Here is a 20,145-nt window from a genome sequence, read left to right on the forward strand (position 1 = left end):
CGGGCGCGGGCGCGTGAGGATACCCCGTGTGACCAGGGTCTCCCCCACCGAGACGGGCTTGGCCAGCCCCTTATGAGCCCTTTAACCTACGGTCTCGTAACCTACGAAGCCGTAGGTAATCCCGTATGCCCTTCTCCGTCCCCAGGAGTTCCCGTGACGCTCACCTCTCCCCACCTCGCCGATTCCGCCGGGTGGACCGACGCGCGGCTCCTCTACGCGCTGGAAGAGGTCGTGGCCAAGGAGCTCGACCGCCACCTGAAGGTCACCAAGGACTGGATGCCACACGACTACGTACCGTGGTCGGACGCCCGGAACTTCCCCGCCTTCTTCGAGGACGGCGAGGCCTGGGACAAGTCCCAGTCCAAGGTCACGGACGTCGGCCGGGTCGCGCTGGTGGTCAATCTGCTCACCGAGGACAACCTGCCGAGCTACCACCACGAGATCGCCACGCTCTTCGGCCGCGACGGCGCCTGGGGCACCTGGGTGCACCGCTGGACCGCCGAGGAGGGCCGGCACGGCATCGTGATGCGCGACTACCTGCTGGCCTCGCGGGCCGTCGACCCGGACGAGCTGGAACGATTCCGCATGGCACACATGAGCGAAGGGTTCGAGTCCGACAACCGGCACTCGATGCTGCACTCGATCGCGTACGTGGCCTTCCAGGAGCTCGCCACCCGCATCTCGCACCGCAACACCGGACACCACTCCGGCGACCCGGTCTGCGACCGGATGCTCGCGCGCATCGCGCTCGACGAGAACCTGCACATGATCTTCTACCGGAACCTGCTGAGCGCGGCCTTCGAGCTGGCGCCCGACCTCACGATGCAGGCGGTGCGTGACGTCGTGGTCCAGTTCCGGATGCCCGGTCACGGCATGCCCGGCTTCGAGCGCGCGGCGGCCCAGATGGCGATCGGCGAGATCTACAACCTGCGCATCCACCACGACGACGTGATCCAGCCGGTGCTCCGCTTCCTCAAGGTCCTCCAGATCGACGGCCTGGGCCCCGAGGGCCTGCAGGCGCAGGAGGAGCTCGGCCTCTACCTGGACGGCCTGGACAGCGAGGCGCGCAAGTTCGACGAGAAGCTCGCGGCGCGCAAGGCGCGGATGGCGGCCCGCGCGGCGGGCTGAGTACGGCCTGAGCGGATACGGCCTGAGCGGGTACGGCGAGGGCGGCCGGCGCCTCAGCCCCGGCGGCGCTTGAGCTTGATGCGCTCCTTCTCCGACAGGCCGCCCCACACCCCGAAGCGCTCGTCGTGCGCGAGCGCGTACTCCAGGCACGCCACCCGCCCCTCGCACGCCCCGCACAGCAGCTTGGCCTCGCGGGTCGAGGATCCGGGCGCCGGGAAGAAGAACTCCGGTCCCGCCTGGGCGCACAGCGCGTCCTGCTGCCAGGAGAGGTCGACGGTCGCGAGGGACTGCGGGGCGGAGGGCGCGGAGAGCGAGGAGAGCGCGGAGGGCATCGTGTCGGTCTGCATGGCTCCAGGCTGGTCCGACGCCGTAAACACGCCATCAACGTCCGCTCAACGCGGCGCACCGCCGCGCGTTCAACACGGCGCGCCGGGCGCGTGCGGCAGGGTTTCGGCCACGTGATGGCCTGCCGGTCACCGGCTCCCCGGGCGTCTCCCACGATGCGGGATCCGGCGTGAACGGCGTGTTTCCGACCTTCTCGGGCCCCTGATTCGGCTCCCGCGATGTGGGAGCGTGGACGGCGATCGGACGACCGCCGACGAGCTGTGACGGGGAGCGAACCACATGACCACCGAGGCCGCGACCGGGACCGTGTCCGCGCCCGCGGGGGCCCAGGCCGTCCGCCGGGCCCTGGATGTACTGCACTGTTTCCACGACAACGGACCCGACCTGAGCGCCTCCGACCTCGCGCGCCGGCTCGGTCTGTCGACCTCGACCGCCCACCGGCTGGCCCGGACGCTGCTCGCGGCCGGTTTCCTGGAGCAGGATCCGCGCACGGCCCGCTACCGGCTCGGCCCGGCCGTCACGGAGCTCGGCCGGCTCTCGTACCACCAGCGCGGGCTGCACCTGGCCGCGCCCGAGCTGCGCGACCTCGCCGAACGGACCGGGACCACCGTCGATCTGGCGCTGCGCAGCGGCGCGTACGCGGTGGTCGTGGCGGGCGGCCCGGTCACGCCGAAGGTGGGACTGCGCCGCCCGCTGCACTCGACGGCGCCCGGGAAGGTGCTCCTCGCCTTCGGCGACCGGCCGGGCGCCGCGGGCGCCGGAGCGCCCGGGCCGACGGGCCCGGTGGCGGACTGGGAGCGGGTACGGCAGCAGGGCCACGCCCTGACCGACGGCGAGTCCGCGCTCGGCGTGCGCACGCTCGCCGTGCCGGTCCTGGACCGGTCGGGCCACGCCCGGTTCGCCCTCGCCGTGCGGGCCGGCTCCGCCGTGATCACCGACGCGCGGCTCGACTGGTTCCTGGCCCAGGCCCGCACCTGCGCCCGGGCCCTGGAGGTGCTGCTGCTCCCGCCCGGCGAGCGCCGGTCCTCCGACGCGTAACAGGGCAGGCGGGGCGGGCCGGTCGCGCCGCACCCGGCGACGGGCCGACACCCGGCCCGGGCCCCGCCCGACGCACGCTCTCTCGCCTCCCGGGCCCGGCCCGCCGCGGCCTCACGCCTCTCCCGCGCCCGGCCCGCCGCGTGCTCACTCCTCTCCCGCCACCGTCTCCTCCTGGCCCTTCTTCGCCCGGCTCGGCTGCACCCGCTTCGGCTCGCCCGGCATCTTCGGGTACTCCGGCGGATAGGGCAGGTCGCCCAGGCCGTGCTCGGCCTCGTCGCGGCGGGCCAGTTCGAGCAGCGACTCCAGGCTGAAGCGCCGGTCGTCCATGTCCGCGTGCACGTCGCCGACTTCGGCGTACCGGGCCGGCATGGTGCGGATGTCGAAGTCCTGCGGCACCGCGTCGTCGACCTCCTCCCAGCGCAGCGGCGCGGAGACCGGCGCGTGCGGGCGGGGGCGTACGGAGTAGGCGGACGCGATGGTGCGGTCGCGGGCGGTCTGGTTGTAGTCCAGGAAGATCCGCTCGCCGCGCTCCTCCTTCCACCACTTGATGGTGACCCGCTCCGGCATCCGCCGCTCCAGCTCCCGGCCGCAGGCGATGGCCGCCCGGCGCACCTGCGTGAAGGTCCACCGGGGCAGGATCGGCACGAAGACGTGCAGGCCGCGCCCGCCGGACGTCTTGGGCCAGCCGCGCAGCCCGTGCTCGTCGAGCACCGCCCGCAGCTCGTGGGCGGCGCGGACGGCGTCGGCGTAGTCGGTGCCGGGCTGGGGATCGAGGTCGAGCCGGAGTTCGTCCGGGTGGTCGGTGTCCTCGCGGCGTACCGGCCAGGGATGGAAGGTGACGGCGCCCAGATTGGCGGCCCACAGCACGGCGGCCGGCTCGGTGGGGCACATCTCGTCGGCCGAACGGCCGCTGGGGAAGGTGATGTGCGCCGTCGGGATCCAGTCGGGCAGGTACTTGGGCGCGCGCTTCTGGAAGAAGGACTCGCCCGTCACGCCGTCGGGGTAGCGCTCGAGCGTCGTGGGCCGGTCGCGCAGGGCGCGGGTGATGCCGTCGCCGACGGCCAGGTAGTAGCTGACCATGTCGAGCTTGGTGTAGCCGGTCTCCGGGAAGTACACCTTGTCCGGGTTCGACACCCGTACGGTGCGGTCACCGGACTGGAGCTCCACCGCTGCGGTCTTGCCTGCCATGGCGGTCAGCCTAGGCCGGGCGCCCATAGCGCGCATATCGGCCGGAATCGTCTCTAGACTCACCGCATGGACCTGCCGGTGATGCCACCCGTCAAACCGATGCTGGCGAAGGCCGTCAAGAAGATCCCGCCGGGAATGCAGTACGAGGCCAAGTGGGACGGCTTTCGCGCCATCGTCCACCGCGACGGGCCCGAGCTGGTCATCGGCAGCCGCACCGGCAAGCCGCTGACCCGCTACTTCCCCGAGCTCGCCGAGGCGCTGCTCGCCCGGCTGCCCGAGCGCTGCGTGGTCGACGGGGAGATCGTCATCGAGCGCGACGGCCGGCTCGACTTCGACCGGCTGACCGAGCGGATCCATCCGGCCGCGTCGCGGGTGCGGATGCTGGCCGAGACCACACCGTCCCGGTTCATCGCCTTCGACCTGCTGGCCCTCGGCGACGAGTCCTTCCTCGACACGCCGCTCGCCGCGCGGCGGGCCACCCTCGAATCCGCGCTGGCCGGCGTCGACGCGCCAGTCCATCTCGCGCCCGCGACGAGGGACGCCGAGCTCGCCGCGCGCTGGTTCGAGCAGTACGAGGGCGCCGGCCTGGACGGTGTGATCGCCAAGCCGCTCGACCTGCCCTACCGGCCGGACGTCCGCCTCATGTACAAGGTCAAGCACGAGCGCACGGCCGACGTCGTCGTGGCCGGCTACCGCTTCCACAAGACCGGGCCGGTGGTCGGCTCGCTGCTGCTCGGCCTGTACGACGACCGGGGCACCCTGCAGCACGTGGGCGTGTGCGCGGCCTTCACCGCCAAGCGGCGCGCCGAGCTGATCGACGAGCTGGAGCCGCTGCGGATGGACCCGCCGACCGGCCACCCGTGGGCGGCCTGGGCCGACGAGGCGGCGCACGAGGCGTCCCGTCTGCCGGGCGCGCCGAGCCGCTGGTCGGGCAAGAAGGACCTGTCGTGGGTGGCGCTGCGGCCGGAGCGGGTCTGCGAGGTCGGGTACGACCACATGGAGGGCGACCGCTTCCGGCACACGGCGCAGTTCAAGCGCTGGCGGCCGGACCGTACGCCGGAGTCCTGCGGCTACGGGCAGTTGGAGGAGCCGGTCACGTACGACCTCGGCGAGATCCTGTCGTAGGAGCGGGGAGGCACGGCTGCGGGCCGCCGCTGATCGTCACGCTTCCGGCGCCGCTTTCGTGGCCGGTCTCGTCACGCCTCCGTCGCCGGTCCCGTCGCGCCTCCGTCGCCGGGTTCCTCGGGCCCCGTCGCGCCTCCGCAGGACGCGTCACGGCGTCGGGCGGGCGTGAGATGCCCCACATCAGGTTTGATCCACAACCCCTCCTTCTCGCCCTGAGGTTCGGTGAACTGACGGCCGATCGGACGGGCGCACCCGGGCGCACCTGCGGGAACCGTCCGGCGCCGGCTGCCCCCGGTCCGTACGCCTGGCCGAAGGCGGCACGCGGGTGTTGCCGGCCGGTGACGGTGCCGTCGTCGAACCGGCACCGGGATCCGGTACGTATGGAGGGGAGACACCCTTCCTTCGCCGCACCCACAGACCCACAAGGACCGACCGTGATCACCTCGCCCTCGCCCCTCGTCCCCGTGCCGATCCCCGACCGCGTCGCCGCGCTGATCGGCTCCTGCCTGCCGCTGCACGTGCTCCAGGCCGAGGTCGACGCCGACAGCGCGGCGCGCGAGGTGTACCGCTTCCGCGGACCGCTGTGCGCGGAGGACCGGGCGGACCGCGAGCACGCCCTCGCCGCCCTCGCCAAGGCCAACAAGATCCTGGCGAAGCACCACCCCAAGCTCCCGGTGCGCCCCGGCTACTAGGCCGTCTCGGGCGGACCGGGCGGCCGCACCGGTTCGGGCGTACTCCGCATGCGGGACACGGCCACCGGTGTGACGCTGCGAGAGTGACCACCACCAGCGAAGCTGCGCCCGCGCCCACCGCCGCCGAGCCTCCGGTGCTCGACCGACGCCGCCGCAACATCGTCTTCGGCACGATCATGCTCGGCGTGCTCCTCGCCGCCCTCGACCAGACGATCGTGGGCACCGCGCTGCCGACGATCGTCGCGGACCTCGGCGGCGCCGCCCACATGTCGTGGGTGGTCACCTCGTATCTGCTCGCGGAGACCGTCGCGACCGTCCTCGTCGGCAAGTTCGGCGACCTGTTCGGCCGCAAGGTGATCTTCCAGGTCTCGGCGGTCGTCTTCATCACCGGCTCGTTCCTGTGCGGTCTCGCGACCAACATGACGCTGCTCATCGTCTGGCGCGGACTGCAGGGCATCGGCGCCGGCGGGCTCATGGTCACCTCGATGGCGCTGATCGCCGACGTGATCCCGCTACGCGAACGCGGCAAGTACCAGGGCGCGATCGGCGCCGTCTTCGGCGTCTCGACCGTCATCGGCCCGCTGCTCGGCGGCCTGTTCACCGACCACCTGAGCTGGCGGTGGGCGTTCTACGTCAACGTGCCCGTCGCGATCCTGGTCGTCGTCGCCGCCGCCCGCACCATCCCGTCGGTACGCTCCGCGAGCCGTCCCGTCATCGACTACCTGGGCATCGCGCTCGTCGCGGTCGGGTCCAGCGCCCTGATCCTGGCGACCAGTTGGGGCGGCAACGAGTACGCGTGGGGATCCGCGGTCGTCATCGGGCTCTTCGTCGGCGGCCTCGTCGCGCTCGCGCTGTTCTGCTGGGTGGAGACCCGCGCGGCCGAACCCATGCTGCCCATGCGGCTGTTCCGCAACCCGGTCTTCACGGTGTGCTCGGTGCTCAGCTTCGTCGTCGGCTTCGCGATGCTCGGCGCGATGACCTTCCTGCCGACGTATCTGCAGTACGTCGACGGGGACTCGGCCACGGTCTCCGGGATCCGCACCCTGCCCATGGTCGTCGGCCTGCTCATCGCCTCGGTCTTCAGCGGCAACGTGGTCAGCAAGACGGGCCGGTACCGGATCTTCCCGATCGCCGGATGCCTCGTCATGGGCCTCGGGCTCTATCTGCTGTCGCTGATGGATCCCGAGACCGCCACCTGGCTCGCCTCGCTGTACATGTTCGTGCTGGGCGTCGGCATCGGCCTGTGCATGCAGGTCCTCACGATCGCGGTGCAGAACACCGTCGAGTACGCGGACCTGGGCACCGCCACGTCGGGCGTCACCTTCTTCCGTACGCTCGGCAGCTCCTTCGGCACCGCCGTCTTCGGCACGATCTACGCCAACTCGCTGAAGCCGAACCTCGCGGAGGGCGTCGCAGGGGCGTCGGTGCTCGGGGCGACCGCCGGCCTGGACCCGGCCGCCGTCGCCCGGGCGGCGCAGAGCCCGGCCGGGGTGCACCAGCTGCCCGACCGGGTGGCGGAGCCGATCGTGCAGGCGTACGCGGACACGCTGCACACCGTCTTCCTGTGGACGGTGCCGGTGGCGGCGGTCGGCTTCCTCGTGGCGCTCTTCCTCAAGCAGGTGCCGCTGCGCGACACGGCCCGCGCCTCCGCGCCGGACATGGGCGACGGCTTCGCCTCCCCCACCGCCACTGGCGACTCGGCCAAGCTCCTCGAACTCTCCGTCGGCCGGATCATCCGCCGTACCGACCTCGACACGGCCCGGCGGATCGTCGACGCCTCCGACACCCGGCTCGACATGGCCGGGGCATGGGCGGTCATGCAGGTGGAACTCTTCACCCGGCTGGTCGGCCACGCCAGCCTGGGCCTGATCTCGGCCGGCCGGCGGGTCCCGCCGGAAGTGCTGCTGCCGGTCTTCGACCGGATGGTCGACGAGGGCTTCCTCACGCGGGACGGCAGCCTGCTGTCGCACACCCAGGCCGGCAAGCGGGAGGCGGAGGTCATCACCAAGGCGTGGGGCGACTGGCTCAGCAGCCGCGTCGAGCAGGAACGCGGCCGCCCGAGCGGCCCGGAACTGCGCGCCGCGACCGACGCCATCGCGAAGAAGCTCATCGCGGAGGACCTGGCCCAGGGCCTGCCGCGCGGCGACCGGGAACCGGCGGGCGCGGCGGTGCGGTGACGGCCGCGGTGCGGTGACCCGGCCCCGGGCCTCAGTCCAGGAAGTCGCCGTCCACGTACACCCAGGCGCCCTCGTGGCGCGCGAAGCGGCTGCGCTCGTGGAGTTCGCCGGGCATGCCGGCGTGGGTGAAGCGGGCCCGGAAGGTCACGGTGCCGTGCTGGTGGAAGGCGGTGCCGTCGGTGGTGTCCTCGATGTCCAGGCCGGTCCAGCGCGTGCCCGGGTCGAAGTCGACCTCGCCGGGCCGGGTCCGCGGCGCCCAGGTGCGCAGGAGATAGGCCTCGTCGCGGACGACGAAGGCGCTGTAGCGGGAGCGCATGAGGAGTTCGGCGGTGGGCGCGGTGGCGGGGCCGGTGTGGAAGCGGCCGCAGCACGCGCCGTACGCGGCGTCGAGACCGCACGGGCAGGGCGACGCGGCGGTCACGGTCGGAAGGGCGGCGGCGGCCGGGCGGGTCTTGCGTCGGGACATGGCCCCATTGTCGCGTGCCCCGCCGCCCCGGACCGACGGGCCACCGCCCGCCCGGCACCCGCCCGGCCTCACCTCCCGGCCCGACCGCCCGCACCCGCCCGGCCCCAGCTCGCCGCCCGGCCGCCCGCACCGCCCGGCCTCAGCTCGCCGCCCGGCCGCCCGCGCTCACCCGCGCGCAGGATCAGCGCGCCTCGCGCCACATGCCCCAGAGCACCGGGCCGCCGCCCGGCAGTGCGAACTCCTCGCGCACGGTGAAGCCGAAGTGCTCGTAGACCGGCAGGTTGGCGGCCTTGGAGGACTCCAGATAGACCGGCAGCCCGGCCTCGTCGGCCTTGGCCAGTCCGGACCGCAGCAGCGCCGCACCTTGGCCTTGGCCCTGCGCCGCCGGGTCCGCGCCGATCAGCGCCAGGGACCAGTGGGGCTCCTGGGGCGTGTGCAGCGCGGCCGTCTCGACGGCCTCCTTGAACAGGCCGGCCCGCTCGCCGAGGATCCCGATCAGCTGCCGGATGGTCTCGTCGTCCGGCACGGCCTTCTCCTGCGCCTCCGCAGGCACCCAGAACGCGGCCGCCGCGTCGGTGCGCTCGCACACGCCGTCGCGGAGGTACTGCCGGGTGAAGAGGGTGGAGAAGTAGCGGCCGAGGGTCGCCTCGCGGGAGGCGTCCTCGGGGAAGAACCAGCGCATCATCGGGTCGTCGTCGAAGGCCCGGGCCAGCGTGCCGCTGATCGCCGGGGCGTCCTCGACCGCTGCCGCCTGGGGCATGCTCTTTGTCGCCATGGGCCCCATTCTGCCCCCAAACGATCTTGCTCCCCGCGCCGGGTCCGCACCACGCGACGGCCCGGCGGCTCCGCGCGGGTCAGATCGTCGGACGACTCCGTAGCGGATGATCCCGCGGCACCTCGATCACCGCGATCCGTACGCCGTCCGGGTCCGCGAGCCACATCTCGATCAGGCCCCACGGTTCGGTGACCGGCTCGCGCAGGATGCGGGCGTTCTTGGCGCGGAGCTCGTCGTGGGCCGCGTGGACGTCGGGGACCTGGAGCCAGAGGCGGAGGCGTTCGAGGTCGTGCTCGGGCGGCGGGGAGGGGGCGCGGCCGGAGAGTTCGAGGAAGCCGCCGCCGAGGAAGTAGACCGTGCCGCGGTCCGGGCCGGTGCCGAACTCCCGGTGGACGGCGAGGCCGAGCGTCTCGCCGTAGAAGCGGCGGGAGCGTTCCGGGTCCGTCGGGCGGAGCAGGATCCTGCTGCTCAGTACGTGCATCCGAGTAGCGTACGGGCATGAAACTGACGATTCTCGGAGGCGGCGGATTCCGGGTGCCGCTGGTGTACGGCGCCCTCCTCGACGACCACGCCGAGGGGCGGGTCACCCACGTCACCCTGCACGACCTCGACTCCGGGCGCCTCTCGGCGATCGCCCGGGTGCTCGCCGAGCAGGCCGAGGGTGTGGCGGACGCGCCGGTGGTGAGCGCGACCACGGATCTGGACGAGGCGCTGCGCGGCGCGGACTTCGTCTTCTCGGCCATCCGGGTGGGCGGGCTCGCGGGCCGGGCCGCCGACGAGCGGATCGCGCTGGCGGAGGGCGTGCTCGGCCAGGAGACGGTGGGCGCGGGCGGCATCGCGTACGGTCTGCGGACGCTGCCCGTGGTGACGCACATCGCCCGCCGGATCGCCGAACTCGCCCCGGACGCCTGGGTCATCAACTTCACCAACCCGGCCGGCCTGGTCACCGAGGCGATGTCGCGGATCCTCGGCGACCGCGTGGTGGGCATCTGCGACTCGCCCGTGGGGCTGGGCCGCCGGGTGGCGCGGGTGCTGGGCGCGGATCCGCGGGAGGCGTGGATCGACTACGTGGGCCTCAACCACCTGGGCTGGCTGCGGGGTCTGAGGGTCGGCGGACGTGACGTACTGCCGCGGCTCCTGGCGGACGACGCGCTGCTCGGCTCGTTCGAGGAGGGCAAGCTGTTCGGCACGGAGTGGCTGCGCTCGCTCGGCGCGATCCCGAACGAGTATCTGCACTACTACTACTTCAACCGCGAGGCGGTCCGGGCCTATCGGGAGGCGGAGAGGACGCGGGGCGCCTTCCTGCTGGAACAACAGGCTGGTTTCTACGAGGAGATGGGCAAGCCGGACACGCCGGCCCTCGCCGCCTGGCACCGTACGCTCGCCGACCGCGAGGCGACGTACATGGCGCACAACCGGGACGCGGCCGGCGTCGGCGAGCGCGACGAGGCGGACCTGGAGTCGGGCGGTTACGAGAAGGTGGCGCTGGCCCTGATGCGGGCCGTCGCACGCAACGAGCGGGCCACGCTGATCCTCAACGTCCGCAACGGGCACACCCTTTCGGTGCTCGACGCGGACGCGGTCGTCGAGGTGCCGTGCTTCGTGGACGCGGCCGGCGCCCATCCGGTGTCGGTGAGCCCGCTGCCGTACCACGCGGTGGGTCTGGTGACGGCGGTGAAGGCGGTGGAGCGGGAGGTGCTCGCCGCGGCCGAGAGCGGTTCGCGGACGACCGCGGTGAAGGCCTTCGCGCTGCATCCGCTGGTCGACTCGGTGACGACGGCCCGCCGGCTGGTCGAGGGCTACACCGCCGAGCACGCGGAGCTCGCCTATCTGCGTCGCTGAGATGGACGGCTGACGAACATCTTTACGCGGTCGGGGGCGCGGCCTAGGCTCGCGCCCCATGACTTCACAGCGACGTGAACGACGCTCCCGGTTCCGGGGCGGGACGGCCCGGCTCCTCGCGGGCTGTCTGCTGGCCGCGGGCCTGATGAGCACGGGCACCGCGGCCGTCGGCAGCCCGGCAGCCGCCGAGACGGGCGGGGCCACGGTCGTGCCCGTGCAGACCACCGGTCCGGCCGACCGGCGCTTCAACCTGGTGGTGATGGGCGACGGGTACACGGCCGCGGAGATGCCGGTGTTCCGGGCGGACCTGGAGCGGCATCTGAGCATGCTGTGGAGCGTGGAGCCGTTCGCCTCGTACCGCTCGTACGTCAACGTGTGGGCGGTGGAGGTGCCGTCGAGGGAATCGGGTGTGGACTGCGATCCCGGCCTCGACGCGCCGGCCCGTGACACCGCGCTCGACATGGGCTTCTGGGGCGGCTGCAACGCGGGCAGCGTGCAGCGGCTGCTCACCGTCGACAGCGGCAAGGCCGCCGGTTTCGCGGACCTGGTGCCCGGGACCACGCAGGCCAACCGGCAGATCGTCGCCCTCGCGCACAGCTCCACCTACGGCGGTGCGGGCGGGAGTTACGCCACCGCGTCCGGCGGCAACGCGCTGTCCGCGCTCATCACCCCGCACGAGATCGGGCACTCGCTCGGCGGCCTCCAGGACGAGTACGACTACTACGCGCGCGGCGTGCCGGGCGGAGCCTACGAGGGCACGGAGCCGACGTCCGTCCACCACACGCTCCTGACGGAGCGACAGATGCGTGAGCAGCGGGCCAAGTGGTGGCGCTGGCTGGGCGAGGAGAGCGAGTCGGGCGGTGTCATCGGCCGGCACGAGGGCGGTCTCTACAGCACGCGGGACGTGTGGCGGCCGAGCCGCCACTCCATGATGAAGACCCTCGGTTACGCCTTCGACCAGGTGGAGCGCGAGGTCATGGTGCGGGCGATCTCGGCCAAGGTGAACCTGGTGCAGGACCACACTCCGACCGCCGGGCCGATCGGCGCCGACCGGACGGTGTGGGTGGACACCCTGCACCCGCTGGGCGGTGAACTCGCCGTGGAGTGGCGTCTCGACGGCCGGTCGCTGCCGACCGGCGGCGCCCGCACGGTCGACCTGCGCGGGCTGGGTCTGGCCGCCGGCCGTACGTACGCGCTGACGGCGACGGTCACCGATCCGACGCCGTTCGTGCGTGACCCGGCGGTGCGCGGCTCGGCCGCCCTGACGCGTACGGTGCGCTGGACCGTGGACCCGGCGGTGCGGACGGCCGAGGACGGCACGGCGGCGGCGTTCACCGGGCACACGGCGACCACCGCCCCGGTCGGCGCGCGGTCCGTCGTGCACGCCGACACCACCCATCCGGTGCGGCGGATCCCGGGCGTGCGGTGGACGCTCGACGGGCGCGCGGTGGCGAACCCGGGCAACGACCGGGACCTGGACCTGGGCGCGCTGCGGCTGGCGCCCGGCGCCCACACGCTCACCGCCCGCATCCCGGGCACGCGCGAGACGCTGACGTGGACGGTGGACGCGCTGGCCGCCTCCGCCGCGTACGAGCTGTCGGCGCCGTTGCGTACGGTGCGGCGGCCGGGCCGGCCGGCCGAGTACGTGTACGACGGGGCGTTCACGATGCGGCTGACCGCGCGGGACGACCGGGCGGGCGCCGTGGTGAGCCAGTTCCGGGTGGACGGCGACGGCTGGTACACGTACTACGGCTGGCCGACGGACGCCTCGGCCCCGTTCCGCTTCTCGCCGTCGGGCACGGTGATCGACGACCTCGTCTACGGCAAGCTGGGCCGCAGCAGGGCCGTGCCGTGGGACGACGCGACGCCCGACTACGGCACGCACACCGTGGAGTACCGGACGGTCGACGCGGCCGGCAACGTGAGCGCCGCGCGGAGCTTCCTGGTGACGCTCGTGCGGCCGGACGAGGACAGGAACGGCGCCAGGGACTGACCCTGACCGCGTGCCAGAGGCCCAGCCTGACCGCACGTCAGGAGCCGCCCCTGACCGAGCGACCGGGCAGCGTGAAAGAGAAGGAGGCCCGCGGACAGGTCCGCGGGCCTCCTTCGCGTACGGGTGGGTGCTCCCTTGCGGGGCTCGTACGGGAGCGTCAGCGCTTGCGGCCGACCGCCGCCCAGCCCGGGATCGGGTCGTCGCCCTGGACCGGGACGGGCTCGCCGAGCTCCGGGTGCCACTCGGCGGTGAGGGACACGCCCGGCTCGACGAGGTCGAGGCCGTCGAAGAACGCGGCCAGCTCGTCGCGCGAGCGCGGCCGCAGGGTCAGTCCGCGTGCCTTGTACATGGCGGCGGCCTTCGCCGCGCCCTCGGGGTCGAAGTCGCCGGTGACGTGCGAGAGGACGAGATAGCTGCCCGGCGCGAGCTTGTCGACGAGCTTGCCGACCAGTTCGTAGGCGCCGTCCTCGTCGCCCACGAAGTGCAGCAGGGCGAGCATCGACAGCGCGATGGGCTGGTCGAAGTCAAGGACCTTTCCGGCCCTTTCGAGGATGAGTTCGGGGTCCCGGGCGTCCGCCTGGATGTACTCGGTGGCCCCTTGCGGGGTCGAGCGCAGCAGCGCGGCGGCGTGCGCGAGCACGATCGGGTCGTTGTCGCAGTAGACGATCCGGGACTCCGGCGCGACCTGCTGGGCGATCTGGTGCAGGTTGGGTTCGGTCGGGATCCCGGTGCCGATGTCCAGGTACTGGCGGACGCCTTCGGCGCTCAGCCAGCGGATGGCGCGGTGCATGAAGGCCCGGTTGACGCGTGCCATGTCACGGCCGCGGGCGTCGACGGTGAGGAGCTGGCGGGCCATCTCCTCGTCCACCGGATAGTTGTCCTTGCCGCCCAGGAACCAGTCGTACATCCGCGCGGGGTGCGGCTTGCTGGTGTCGATGCGTATGCCGCCCTGTGCGGATACGGGGTCCTGGGTCATCGGCTCTCCTCGGCGGACGAACGGTGGCGCTTACAGCAAGAGTTACGCGATGTGAGGGCTGGGACGGAAGGGTTCAGGTGAGGAGAAAGTCAGCCTGGCCTGATTTGGCTCCTTGGATGAACGCGGCGATCTCGCCGTGGGTGTAGATGAGCGCGGGTCCTTCAGGGTCTGCGGACTGTCGCACGGCGACCCTGCCGTCGGCCAGCTTCATGGCCTCCACGCAGTTGCCCCCGTTCCCGCCGCTCCACGGCTTGTGCCATCCCTCGGCACCGAGCTCGGCGGCGGGCATGCCGTTGTATATGCGATTCATTCACAGCTCCTTGCGGAGGTCCCGGAGGATCTCCTTCGTGCGTTGTGCAGTCGCGGCCTGGGCCGCCATGCGGTCCATGACCTCGAGGTGGGAGGCCACCTCGGGGCGCGCGTCGAGATAGACGGCGCCGGTCAGGTACTCGCTGTAGACCATGTCCGGGAGTTCGGGCATGGCGAAGCGGAACAGGACGAACGGTCCGTAGGTGCCGGGGTGGTGGCCGGACCGGAACTCCGCGATCTGCAGGGTGACGTTCGGCAGCTCCGACGCTTCGAGCAGCCGGTCGAGCTGGTCGCGCATCACTTCGGGCCCGTCGCCGACCGGTCGGCGGAAGACCGTCTCGTCCATGATCACCCAGAACTTGGGCGCGTCCTCCCTGGTCAGCAGGGACTGGCGCTCCATGCGGAGGGCTACATGGCGGTCGATCTCCTCGGCGTCATTGCTGCCGCCGACCGCCCCGCTGCGCAGAATGGCGCGGGCGTAGTCCGCGGTCTGCAGCAGACCGGGGACGAACTGGGGCTCGTAGGCCCGGATGAGGCTCGCGGCCCCTTCCAGGCTGACGTACATGGAGAACCAGCCGGGCAGCACGTCGTGGAACCGCTGCCACCAGCCGGGGAGGTTGGCCTCCTCCGCGAGGGCGACGAAGCCCTCCGCCTCGGAGTCCGTGATGCCGTACGCCTTCAGCAGCAGCTGCACGTACGGAATCTTCAGCGCGACCTCGGCCGTCTCCATGCGCCGGATCGTCGCCGGAGCGACCCGCAGGATCTTGGCGGCCTCTTCCCGCTTGAGGCCGGCCCGCTCGCGCAGATCCTGCAGACGCTTGCCGAGGACGACCTGTCCCACCGTGGGGGCGGACCGCGGCTCGCTCACTCTCAAGACCTCCCCGACGCGCTGATTTCGATGAGAGTGTGCCACGAACACGGCCAGAGAGAACACAGCACTCTGCATTTTTCAGAGTGCCACTTGCCAAGTGTCCGACTCGGGAGCAGAGTATTCCGGTGAACCAGTACGCATACCGCCGTGCGCAGCGCCACGGCGGGATGTGTACGGCACTCCTGCCCACAGTTGTGAGGATCGGTCGTGGCTTCTGGTAACGCGCACCCCTCAGGTCTCATGAGCCCCCGCGTCATGACCCAGCGCCCACGGCCCGACGTCCACGACCGCCGCTTCGCCTTCGAACTGCCCGCCCGCACCGAATCGGTGGCCCGGGCCCGCCGGCTCGCCGAGGAACGGCTCATCCTGTGGGGCTGCGGCCCGGAGATACGCGAGACGGTCGCGCTCGTCGTCTCCGAGCTGGTCACCAACGCCGTCGTGCACACCGCGAGCGCCCGGGTCGTCTGCGAACTGCGCGAGGGCGACGAACGGCTGCGGATAGCCGTACGCGACGAGGGCGGCCCCGCCGGGCCGCGCATCCGCGACTGCGGTGCGGAGGAGAGCGGCCGCGGGCTCATCCTGGTCGACGCCCTGTGCAGCGCCTGGGGCGCGGACCGCACGGGCCACGGCACCGCGCAGATCGTCTGGGCGGAGCTCGCGCACGGCATGGCGGAGCCGTGCTGAGGTCGGTGGCGACGTTGTTCGTCCCGCGCGCCCGCAAGAGCTCCGCGCCCTCCGCGACCGCCCTGCCCGCGCCCGTCGGCGTGACCCGACTGCCCGTTCCGCTCGACCTCCCGGCCACGCTGGGCTGCGACGCGGTCGGCGTCCCGGCCCGCTACGGCTTCCGGATCCTGTCCCGGCTGCCCGCCAAGGGCTGTGTCTACGCGGACACCGACTGGTGGTGGTGGCTGGTCCCGGCCGGCTCCGACCTCGACCTCACCTGGCCGCTGCCCGCCTGTTACGCGCCCGGCGCCGTGATCCCGGACCGCCGGCCCCGGCTGATCCACCACCCCGACGGCGGCTCCCCTTACACCCCGCCCATTCCCCTCTATCTGCTGACCTGCCAGCTGACCGGCATCGCACCGGGCTGGAGCGTGCCGCCGCAGGTGAGCAGCGCACTGTGACCCGCGGCGGCCGGGCGGGACTTCCCGGACGCGACCTAGGGCGGTGCGGGGCGTCGTAGGGTCGGAGCATGTTCTCTCCCGAGGGCCCCACCTTCCGTGAGCTGACCCGTCAGGCGCTGTCGTCCGTCGAGCACGGCTACGACCTGCTGGCCGGGAAGTTCGACGCCACTCCGTTCCGCACTCCCGACCGCGTGCTCGCGTCGGTCGCCGACGCCCTGGAGCCGCTCGGCCCCTTCGACGCCGGCCTGGACGTGTGCTGCGGCACCGGCGCGGGCCTCGACGTGCTGCGCTCGGTGTGCGCGGGCCGGATCGCGGGCGTCGACTTCAGCGCGGGCATGCTCGCCGAGGCCCGCCGCACCCATCCCGCCGCCACGCTCGTACGGGCCGACGCCCTGGCCCTGCCCTTCGCGCCGGTCTTCGACCTGGCGGTCAGCTTCGGCGCCTTCGGCCACTTCCTGCCGTACGAGCAGCGCATCCTCTTCGCCCAGGTGCACGCCGCCCTGCGCCGCGGCGGCACCTTCGCCTTCCCGCTCCCGGCCCCGCCCCGCGTCGGATCCGTCCCCTACTGGACGCTGTGGGCCTTCGACGCGGCGATGCGCCTGCGCAACGCCGTCTGGCGTCCGCCGTTCGTCATGTACTACCGCACCTTCCGCCTCGCCGACGTCCGCTCAGCGCTGCGGGCCGCCGGCTTCGAGGTGGAGCTGCGTGCGATGCCGGCGCTGGGCGTCCGGGATGACGGCAGTCCGCGGTGCCGCCTCGTGGTGGCGCGCAAGCCCTGACCGGCCCGGCCGGCGTCCGGGAAGGCCCGGTCCGGGACGACCTCGTCCGGGTAAACGAAGAAGACCCCAGCTCCGCTGGGGTCTTCCGCTGGTGTCCGAGGGGGGACTTGAACCCCCACGCCCGATAAAGGGCACTAGCACCTCAAGCTAGCGCGTCTGCCATTCCGCCACCCGGACAAGGTGTCTGTCGCTCTTCGTGGTGTTCCCCGCGGCGACATGGATAACTCTACCAGGGGTTCGAGGCGCCTTTCACCAGCGTTTTCCCTGGCCCGAGGGCCGTGGGGGCCGACGAACACGACGTGATCCCGCGGGCACGCCCGGTAGGCGCGGGCCGTACGCGACGGAGAGACCCGACGCCCCCCGACGCCGGCTCCGTAAGGCCACCCTTGGACCAGGGACCGGTCCGCGTCCAGCCGGGAGGGCGCGAGTCCGTCAGGTCAGCGGACCTCGGTGAGGCGGGCGGAGACGACCACGTTGCCCGTGTAGCCGCCGTCCCGGGCGTACGGGCCGCCGCAGGTGATCAGGCGGAGCTCGGGGCGGCCGGTGGAGCCGTAGACGCGTGCGGCCGGGAAGCGGTCCTTGGGGACGACCTCGGTCCCGTAGACGGTGAAGACCGCCGTCCGCCCGTCGGCGCGGGCGATCTCGACCCGCGCGCCGCGGGCGAGCGCGCCGAGGCGGTAGAAGACGGCGCGGCCGCCGCCCGGGGTGTCGACGTGGCCGACGACGACCGCGGTGCCGCGCTCGCCGGGGCTGACGGCGCCGGTGAACCAGCCGGCGAGATTGCGGTCGTACGGCGAGGGCGCCTCGATCCAGCCCTCGGCGTCCAGGCCCACCCGCGTCACCGGCGCGTCGACGCGGACGCCCGGCACCCGCACCCGGACGGGCTGCGAGGCGGGCAGCGGGGCGGGCGCGGCTCCGTTGGCGGCGGTGGCTCCGGGTGCGCGGCCGGGCGCGGCGGCGGCCAGGGGCTGCGGAGGGCTGTCGGCCGGCCACTCCCCCGCCCCGCCGCGTACGAGGTGGACACCGACGAGCAGGACGACGGCGACGACGCCCCAGGCGCCGCGCCGTCCGCTCGTCCCGTCCGCTGCCCGCACGCGCCTCCCGTCCTCTCCTCGCCTCTCGTGACTCGTGACTCGTGTGTCGGATGGCGCTCCTCCGCCCCGGTCCTCGTCACACCGGGGCGAAGGAGCCGTCTCAGGCCCCGGTGCGGTCGCGGTCGCGCTCGCGGCCACGTCGGCGGGTCAGCACCACGGCCGCGCCGAGCGCGCCGGCGATGAGCACACCGCCGGTGACCATCTCGGCGGTGCCGACGCCGCCCGAATCGCCGCCGAAGCCGGCCCTGACGCCCTTGTGGGCGCCGATGTCGGGTGCGGGCGAGTGCCCGGTGCCGTGCTCCGTGCCGTGCTCGGCGACGGTGAGGGTCGTGGTGCCGCGCTCGCCCTTGCAGACGAAGGTGACCTCGTACTGGGCGCCGGCCTTGGCCTCGAGGTCGACGGTGGCCGTGCCGTGGCGGCCCTCGGTCAGGGTGACGGTGTCGAAGACGCCGGACTCGACGGTCACCGAGGGCGCCTCGCAGCCCTCGGCCTTGAGCGTCACGGTGCCGCCCGGCGCGACGGTGCGGGGCGTGACGGAGAAGCCGAAGGACGTGATGCCGTGGCCCGTACCGTCCTTCGGGAAGCCCTCGCTCTGGAGGAGGGCGTCGGCCGCCGGGATGCCGCTGTCCTGGGGAACGTCGTCGTCCTTCGGAAGGCCGTCCTTCGGAAGCTCGTCCTTGGCGAGGCCGTCCTTGGGAAGCCCGCCGTCCGTGGGAAGCCCTTCCTTCGGAAGGCCGCCGTCCGTCGGAAGCGCGCCGCCCGTCGGCAGGACGGCGTCCAGCGGGAGGTCGTCGTCCCGCGCGAGACCGCTGCCCCGCGCCGCACCGCCCTCCTTCGGCACGCTGTCGTCCTCCGCCACGGCCGCCGGCGCGGTGAGTACGAGCGCGGCGGCGAGAGGAGCGAACAGGGCCGCGGAAGCGGCGGCACGGAGCGCGCGCATGGTGGTCCTCCCGGTCGGGACGAGGGTCATGGCCCCCTTACCTCGACCGAAGCTAGGCGCGCCCGGGACGCGCCGCCACCGGGCCCCGCCGAACGGGTCACCGGCCAAGGCGCCCGCTACGGCACCCGGACGACCTGGCCGGCGTAGGAGAGGTTGCCGCCGAAGCCGAAGAGCAGTACCGGGGCGCCGGAGGGGAGCTCGCCGCGCTCGACCAGCTTGGACAGGGCCAGCGGCACCGAGGCGGCGGAGGTGTTGCCGGAGTCGACGACGTCGCGGGCGACGACGGCGTTGACCGCGCCGATCTTCGCGGCGAGCGGTTCGACGATCCGCAGGTTGGCCTGGTGGAGGACGACGCCGGCGAGTTCCTCCGGGGCGGTGCCGGAGCGGGCGCAGACCTCGCGGGCGAGGGCGGGCAGCTGCTGGGTGGCCCAGCGGTAGACGGACTGGCCCTCCTGGGCGAAACGCGGCGGCGTGCCCTCGATGCGGACGGCGTGGCCCATCTCGGGGACCGAGCCCCACAGGACGGGGCCGATGGCGCCGGTGTCGGTCTCCGTCGCCTCGACGACCGCCGCGCCGGCGCCGTCGCCGACGAGGACGCAGGTGGTGCGGTCGGTCCAGTCCGTCACCTCGGTCATCTTGTCGGCGCCGATGACGAGGGCGCGGCGGGCGGCGCCGGCGCGGACCGCGTGGTCGGCGGTGGCGAGCGCGTGGGTGAAGCCGGCGCAGACCACGTTGAGGTCCATGGTGGCGGGCGAGGTCATGCCGAGGCGGGCGGCGACGCGGGCGGCGGTGTTCGGCGAGCGGTCGATCGCGGTGGAGGTGGCGACCAGGACGAGATCGATGTCCGCGGCGGTGAGGCCGGCGGCGGCGAGCGCCTTGCCGGCGGCCTGCGCGGCGAGTTCGTCGACGGGCTCCTCGGGGCCGGCGACGTGGCGGGTGCGGATGCCGACGCGGCTGGTGATCCATGCGTCGCTGGTGTCGACGAGGGCGGCCAGGTCGTCGTTGGTGAGTACCTTGGCGGGCTGGTAGTGCCCGAGCGCGGCGATTCGAGTGCCCGTCATGCCCGGGACCCCCTCCGTGGTTGGTTCCGTGGTGCGTTCCGTGGTGCGGCGCACGTGCGTGCGTGCGTCCGGCAGGACCACCCAGTCTCGCCAGCGACTGATGGGTAACAGGTGACGTAAACCACCAAGATTCACCCGAAGCGCCTGTCCGACCGCGACAAGAGGAGAATGGGCCGGTCAGGCCTCGCGGCATCCCCGCACGGACAGGAACGAGTGCAGCCT

At 72.9% G+C, this 20,145-nt stretch carries 21 protein-coding genes and 1 tRNA gene; 10 read left to right on the forward strand and 12 right to left on the reverse strand.

Features of this window, described 5'->3' with window-relative positions; translation table 11 throughout:
* The first annotated feature begins 153 nt into the window (after nucleotides 1–153).
* Nucleotides 154–1,128, forward strand: a complete 975-nt coding sequence (locus ACIGO8_RS08710) for an acyl-ACP desaturase (protein WP_399726011.1) — start codon at nucleotides 154–156, stop codon at nucleotides 1,126–1,128.
* Nucleotides 1,129–1,181: 53 nt separating this feature from the next.
* Here the strand turns inward: ACIGO8_RS08710 and ACIGO8_RS08715 are convergent, their stop codons facing one another.
* The gene (locus ACIGO8_RS08715; protein ID WP_399726801.1) at nucleotides 1,182–1,460 is read right to left on the reverse strand and encodes a WhiB family transcriptional regulator; all 279 of its coding nucleotides are present in this window, start codon (nucleotides 1,458–1,460) and stop codon (nucleotides 1,182–1,184) included.
* A 292-nt stretch (nucleotides 1,461–1,752) separates the two neighbouring features.
* Between ACIGO8_RS08715 and ACIGO8_RS08720 the strand changes: the two genes are divergently transcribed.
* Nucleotides 1,753–2,511, forward strand: coding sequence for an IclR family transcriptional regulator (locus tag ACIGO8_RS08720; protein ID WP_399726014.1), 759 nt, complete (start codon nucleotides 1,753–1,755; stop codon nucleotides 2,509–2,511).
* A 144-nt stretch (nucleotides 2,512–2,655) separates the two neighbouring features.
* Here the strand turns inward: ACIGO8_RS08720 and ligD are convergent, their stop codons facing one another.
* Nucleotides 2,656–3,699, reverse strand: a complete 1,044-nt coding sequence (gene ligD / locus ACIGO8_RS08725) for a non-homologous end-joining DNA ligase (protein WP_399726017.1) — start codon at nucleotides 3,697–3,699, stop codon at nucleotides 2,656–2,658.
* Between the two features lie 66 nt (nucleotides 3,700–3,765).
* Between ligD and ACIGO8_RS08730 the strand changes: the two genes are divergently transcribed.
* The 3 genes from ACIGO8_RS08730 to ACIGO8_RS08740 all read left to right on the forward strand — a co-directional run bounded on the left by ACIGO8_RS08730 (nucleotide 3,766) and on the right by ACIGO8_RS08740 (nucleotide 7,693).
* Complete coding sequence (locus ACIGO8_RS08730) at nucleotides 3,766–4,824, forward strand: ATP-dependent DNA ligase (RefSeq protein WP_399726020.1); 1,059 nt, start codon at nucleotides 3,766–3,768, stop codon at nucleotides 4,822–4,824.
* Between the two features lie 434 nt (nucleotides 4,825–5,258).
* Nucleotides 5,259–5,516 (forward strand): hypothetical protein, encoded by a 258-nt coding sequence (locus ACIGO8_RS08735; protein ID WP_399726023.1) that lies wholly within the window; start codon nucleotides 5,259–5,261, stop codon nucleotides 5,514–5,516.
* An 83-nt stretch (nucleotides 5,517–5,599) separates the two neighbouring features.
* The gene (locus ACIGO8_RS08740) at nucleotides 5,600–7,693 is read left to right on the forward strand and encodes an MDR family MFS transporter (RefSeq protein WP_399726025.1); all 2,094 of its coding nucleotides are present in this window, start codon (nucleotides 5,600–5,602) and stop codon (nucleotides 7,691–7,693) included.
* 31 nt (nucleotides 7,694–7,724) lie between these two features.
* Here the strand turns inward: ACIGO8_RS08740 and ACIGO8_RS08745 are convergent, their stop codons facing one another.
* From ACIGO8_RS08745 to ACIGO8_RS08755, 3 genes are all read right to left on the reverse strand, one after another.
* Nucleotides 7,725–8,159: a YchJ family protein gene (locus tag ACIGO8_RS08745; RefSeq protein ID WP_399726028.1), complete on the reverse strand. Its 435-nt coding sequence runs from the start codon at nucleotides 8,157–8,159 to the stop codon at nucleotides 7,725–7,727.
* A gap of 181 nt (nucleotides 8,160–8,340) precedes the next feature.
* Nucleotides 8,341–8,934 (reverse strand): GNAT family N-acetyltransferase, encoded by a 594-nt coding sequence (locus ACIGO8_RS08750; RefSeq protein WP_399726031.1) that lies wholly within the window; start codon nucleotides 8,932–8,934, stop codon nucleotides 8,341–8,343.
* A 79-nt stretch (nucleotides 8,935–9,013) separates the two neighbouring features.
* Nucleotides 9,014–9,415 (reverse strand): VOC family protein, encoded by a 402-nt coding sequence (locus tag ACIGO8_RS08755; RefSeq protein WP_399726034.1) that lies wholly within the window; start codon nucleotides 9,413–9,415, stop codon nucleotides 9,014–9,016.
* Between the two features lie 17 nt (nucleotides 9,416–9,432).
* Between ACIGO8_RS08755 and ACIGO8_RS08760 the strand changes: the two genes are divergently transcribed.
* Nucleotides 9,433–10,776 (forward strand): 6-phospho-beta-glucosidase, encoded by a 1,344-nt coding sequence (locus ACIGO8_RS08760; protein ID WP_399726037.1) that lies wholly within the window; start codon nucleotides 9,433–9,435, stop codon nucleotides 10,774–10,776.
* A gap of 58 nt (nucleotides 10,777–10,834) precedes the next feature.
* The gene (locus ACIGO8_RS08765; RefSeq protein WP_399726040.1) at nucleotides 10,835–12,769 is read left to right on the forward strand and encodes a M64 family metallopeptidase; all 1,935 of its coding nucleotides are present in this window, start codon (nucleotides 10,835–10,837) and stop codon (nucleotides 12,767–12,769) included.
* A 157-nt stretch (nucleotides 12,770–12,926) separates the two neighbouring features.
* On the opposite strand, the gene ACIGO8_RS08770 is transcribed toward ACIGO8_RS08765, so the two are convergent.
* The 3 genes from ACIGO8_RS08770 to ACIGO8_RS08780 all read right to left on the reverse strand — a co-directional run bounded on the left by ACIGO8_RS08770 (nucleotide 12,927) and on the right by ACIGO8_RS08780 (nucleotide 14,922).
* On the reverse strand, nucleotides 12,927–13,745 hold the full coding sequence (locus ACIGO8_RS08770; RefSeq protein WP_399726043.1) for an SAM-dependent methyltransferase: 819 nt from the start codon (nucleotides 13,743–13,745) through the stop codon (nucleotides 12,927–12,929).
* A 73-nt stretch (nucleotides 13,746–13,818) separates the two neighbouring features.
* Nucleotides 13,819–14,055, reverse strand: coding sequence for a DUF397 domain-containing protein (locus ACIGO8_RS08775; protein WP_399726047.1), 237 nt, complete (start codon nucleotides 14,053–14,055; stop codon nucleotides 13,819–13,821).
* The gene (locus ACIGO8_RS08780; RefSeq protein WP_399726050.1) at nucleotides 14,056–14,922 is read right to left on the reverse strand and encodes a helix-turn-helix domain-containing protein; all 867 of its coding nucleotides are present in this window, start codon (nucleotides 14,920–14,922) and stop codon (nucleotides 14,056–14,058) included.
* 258 nt (nucleotides 14,923–15,180) lie between these two features.
* On the opposite strand from ACIGO8_RS08780, the gene ACIGO8_RS08785 reads away from it, so the two are divergent.
* The 3 genes from ACIGO8_RS08785 (at nucleotide 15,181) to ACIGO8_RS08795 (ending at nucleotide 16,828) form a co-directional block, all read left to right on the forward strand.
* Nucleotides 15,181–15,609, forward strand: a complete 429-nt coding sequence (locus tag ACIGO8_RS08785) for an ATP-binding protein (RefSeq protein WP_399726053.1) — start codon at nucleotides 15,181–15,183, stop codon at nucleotides 15,607–15,609.
* Nucleotides 15,610–15,671: 62 nt separating this feature from the next.
* Nucleotides 15,672–16,049 (forward strand): hypothetical protein, encoded by a 378-nt coding sequence (locus ACIGO8_RS08790; RefSeq protein WP_399726804.1) that lies wholly within the window; start codon nucleotides 15,672–15,674, stop codon nucleotides 16,047–16,049.
* A 68-nt stretch (nucleotides 16,050–16,117) separates the two neighbouring features.
* Nucleotides 16,118–16,828 (forward strand): class I SAM-dependent DNA methyltransferase, encoded by a 711-nt coding sequence (locus ACIGO8_RS08795; protein WP_399726056.1) that lies wholly within the window; start codon nucleotides 16,118–16,120, stop codon nucleotides 16,826–16,828.
* Between the two features lie 89 nt (nucleotides 16,829–16,917).
* On the opposite strand, the gene ACIGO8_RS08800 is transcribed toward ACIGO8_RS08795, so the two are convergent.
* The 4 genes from ACIGO8_RS08800 to ACIGO8_RS08815 form a co-directional block, all read right to left on the reverse strand.
* A tRNA-Leu gene (locus tag ACIGO8_RS08800) sits at nucleotides 16,918–17,005 on the reverse strand.
* Nucleotides 17,006–17,265: 260 nt separating this feature from the next.
* Nucleotides 17,266–17,922: a class F sortase gene (locus ACIGO8_RS08805; protein WP_399726059.1), complete on the reverse strand. Its 657-nt coding sequence runs from the start codon at nucleotides 17,920–17,922 to the stop codon at nucleotides 17,266–17,268.
* A gap of 100 nt (nucleotides 17,923–18,022) precedes the next feature.
* Nucleotides 18,023–18,862, reverse strand: coding sequence for a hypothetical protein (locus ACIGO8_RS08810; RefSeq protein ID WP_399726061.1), 840 nt, complete (start codon nucleotides 18,860–18,862; stop codon nucleotides 18,023–18,025).
* Nucleotides 18,863–18,978: 116 nt separating this feature from the next.
* A complete protein-coding gene (locus ACIGO8_RS08815; protein WP_399726062.1) occupies nucleotides 18,979–19,923 on the reverse strand; it encodes a beta-ketoacyl-ACP synthase III in 945 nt (314 codons plus the stop codon).
* Between the last annotated feature and the right edge of the window lie 222 nt (nucleotides 19,924–20,145).

Origin of the sequence: Streptomyces sp. NPDC053493 (genome assembly GCF_044544825.1) — a bacterium.
Taxonomy (GTDB): Bacteria; Actinomycetota; Actinomycetes; order Streptomycetales; family Streptomycetaceae; genus Streptomyces.

Excerpts from the sequence above, each read along its gene's own strand:
- ACIGO8_RS08715 (WP_399726801.1), bottom strand. The coding sequence starts at position 1,460 with ATGCCCTCCGCGCTCTCCTCGCTCTCCGCGCCCTCCGCCCCGCAGTCC.
- ACIGO8_RS08720 (WP_399726014.1), top strand. The coding sequence starts at position 1,753 with ATGACCACCGAGGCCGCGACCGGGACCGTGTCCGCGCCCGCGGGGGCC.
- ligD (WP_399726017.1), bottom strand. The coding sequence starts at position 3,699 with ATGGCAGGCAAGACCGCAGCGGTGGAGCTCCAGTCCGGTGACCGCACC.
- ACIGO8_RS08730 (WP_399726020.1), top strand. The coding sequence starts at position 3,766 with ATGGACCTGCCGGTGATGCCACCCGTCAAACCGATGCTGGCGAAGGCC.
- ACIGO8_RS08745 (WP_399726028.1), bottom strand. The coding sequence starts at position 8,159 with ATGTCCCGACGCAAGACCCGCCCGGCCGCCGCCGCCCTTCCGACCGTG.
- ACIGO8_RS08750 (WP_399726031.1), bottom strand. The coding sequence starts at position 8,934 with ATGGCGACAAAGAGCATGCCCCAGGCGGCAGCGGTCGAGGACGCCCCG.
- ACIGO8_RS08755 (WP_399726034.1), bottom strand. The coding sequence starts at position 9,415 with ATGCACGTACTGAGCAGCAGGATCCTGCTCCGCCCGACGGACCCGGAA.
- ACIGO8_RS08760 (WP_399726037.1), top strand. The coding sequence starts at position 9,433 with ATGAAACTGACGATTCTCGGAGGCGGCGGATTCCGGGTGCCGCTGGTG.
- ACIGO8_RS08765 (WP_399726040.1), top strand. The coding sequence starts at position 10,835 with ATGACTTCACAGCGACGTGAACGACGCTCCCGGTTCCGGGGCGGGACG.
- ACIGO8_RS08770 (WP_399726043.1), bottom strand. The coding sequence starts at position 13,745 with ATGACCCAGGACCCCGTATCCGCACAGGGCGGCATACGCATCGACACC.
- ACIGO8_RS08775 (WP_399726047.1), bottom strand. The coding sequence starts at position 14,055 with ATGAATCGCATATACAACGGCATGCCCGCCGCCGAGCTCGGTGCCGAG.
- ACIGO8_RS08785 (WP_399726053.1), top strand. The coding sequence starts at position 15,181 with ATGACCCAGCGCCCACGGCCCGACGTCCACGACCGCCGCTTCGCCTTC.
- ACIGO8_RS08795 (WP_399726056.1), top strand. The coding sequence starts at position 16,118 with ATGTTCTCTCCCGAGGGCCCCACCTTCCGTGAGCTGACCCGTCAGGCG.
- ACIGO8_RS08810 (WP_399726061.1), bottom strand. The coding sequence starts at position 18,862 with ATGCGCGCGCTCCGTGCCGCCGCTTCCGCGGCCCTGTTCGCTCCTCTC.
- ACIGO8_RS08815 (WP_399726062.1), bottom strand. The coding sequence starts at position 19,923 with ATGACGGGCACTCGAATCGCCGCGCTCGGGCACTACCAGCCCGCCAAG.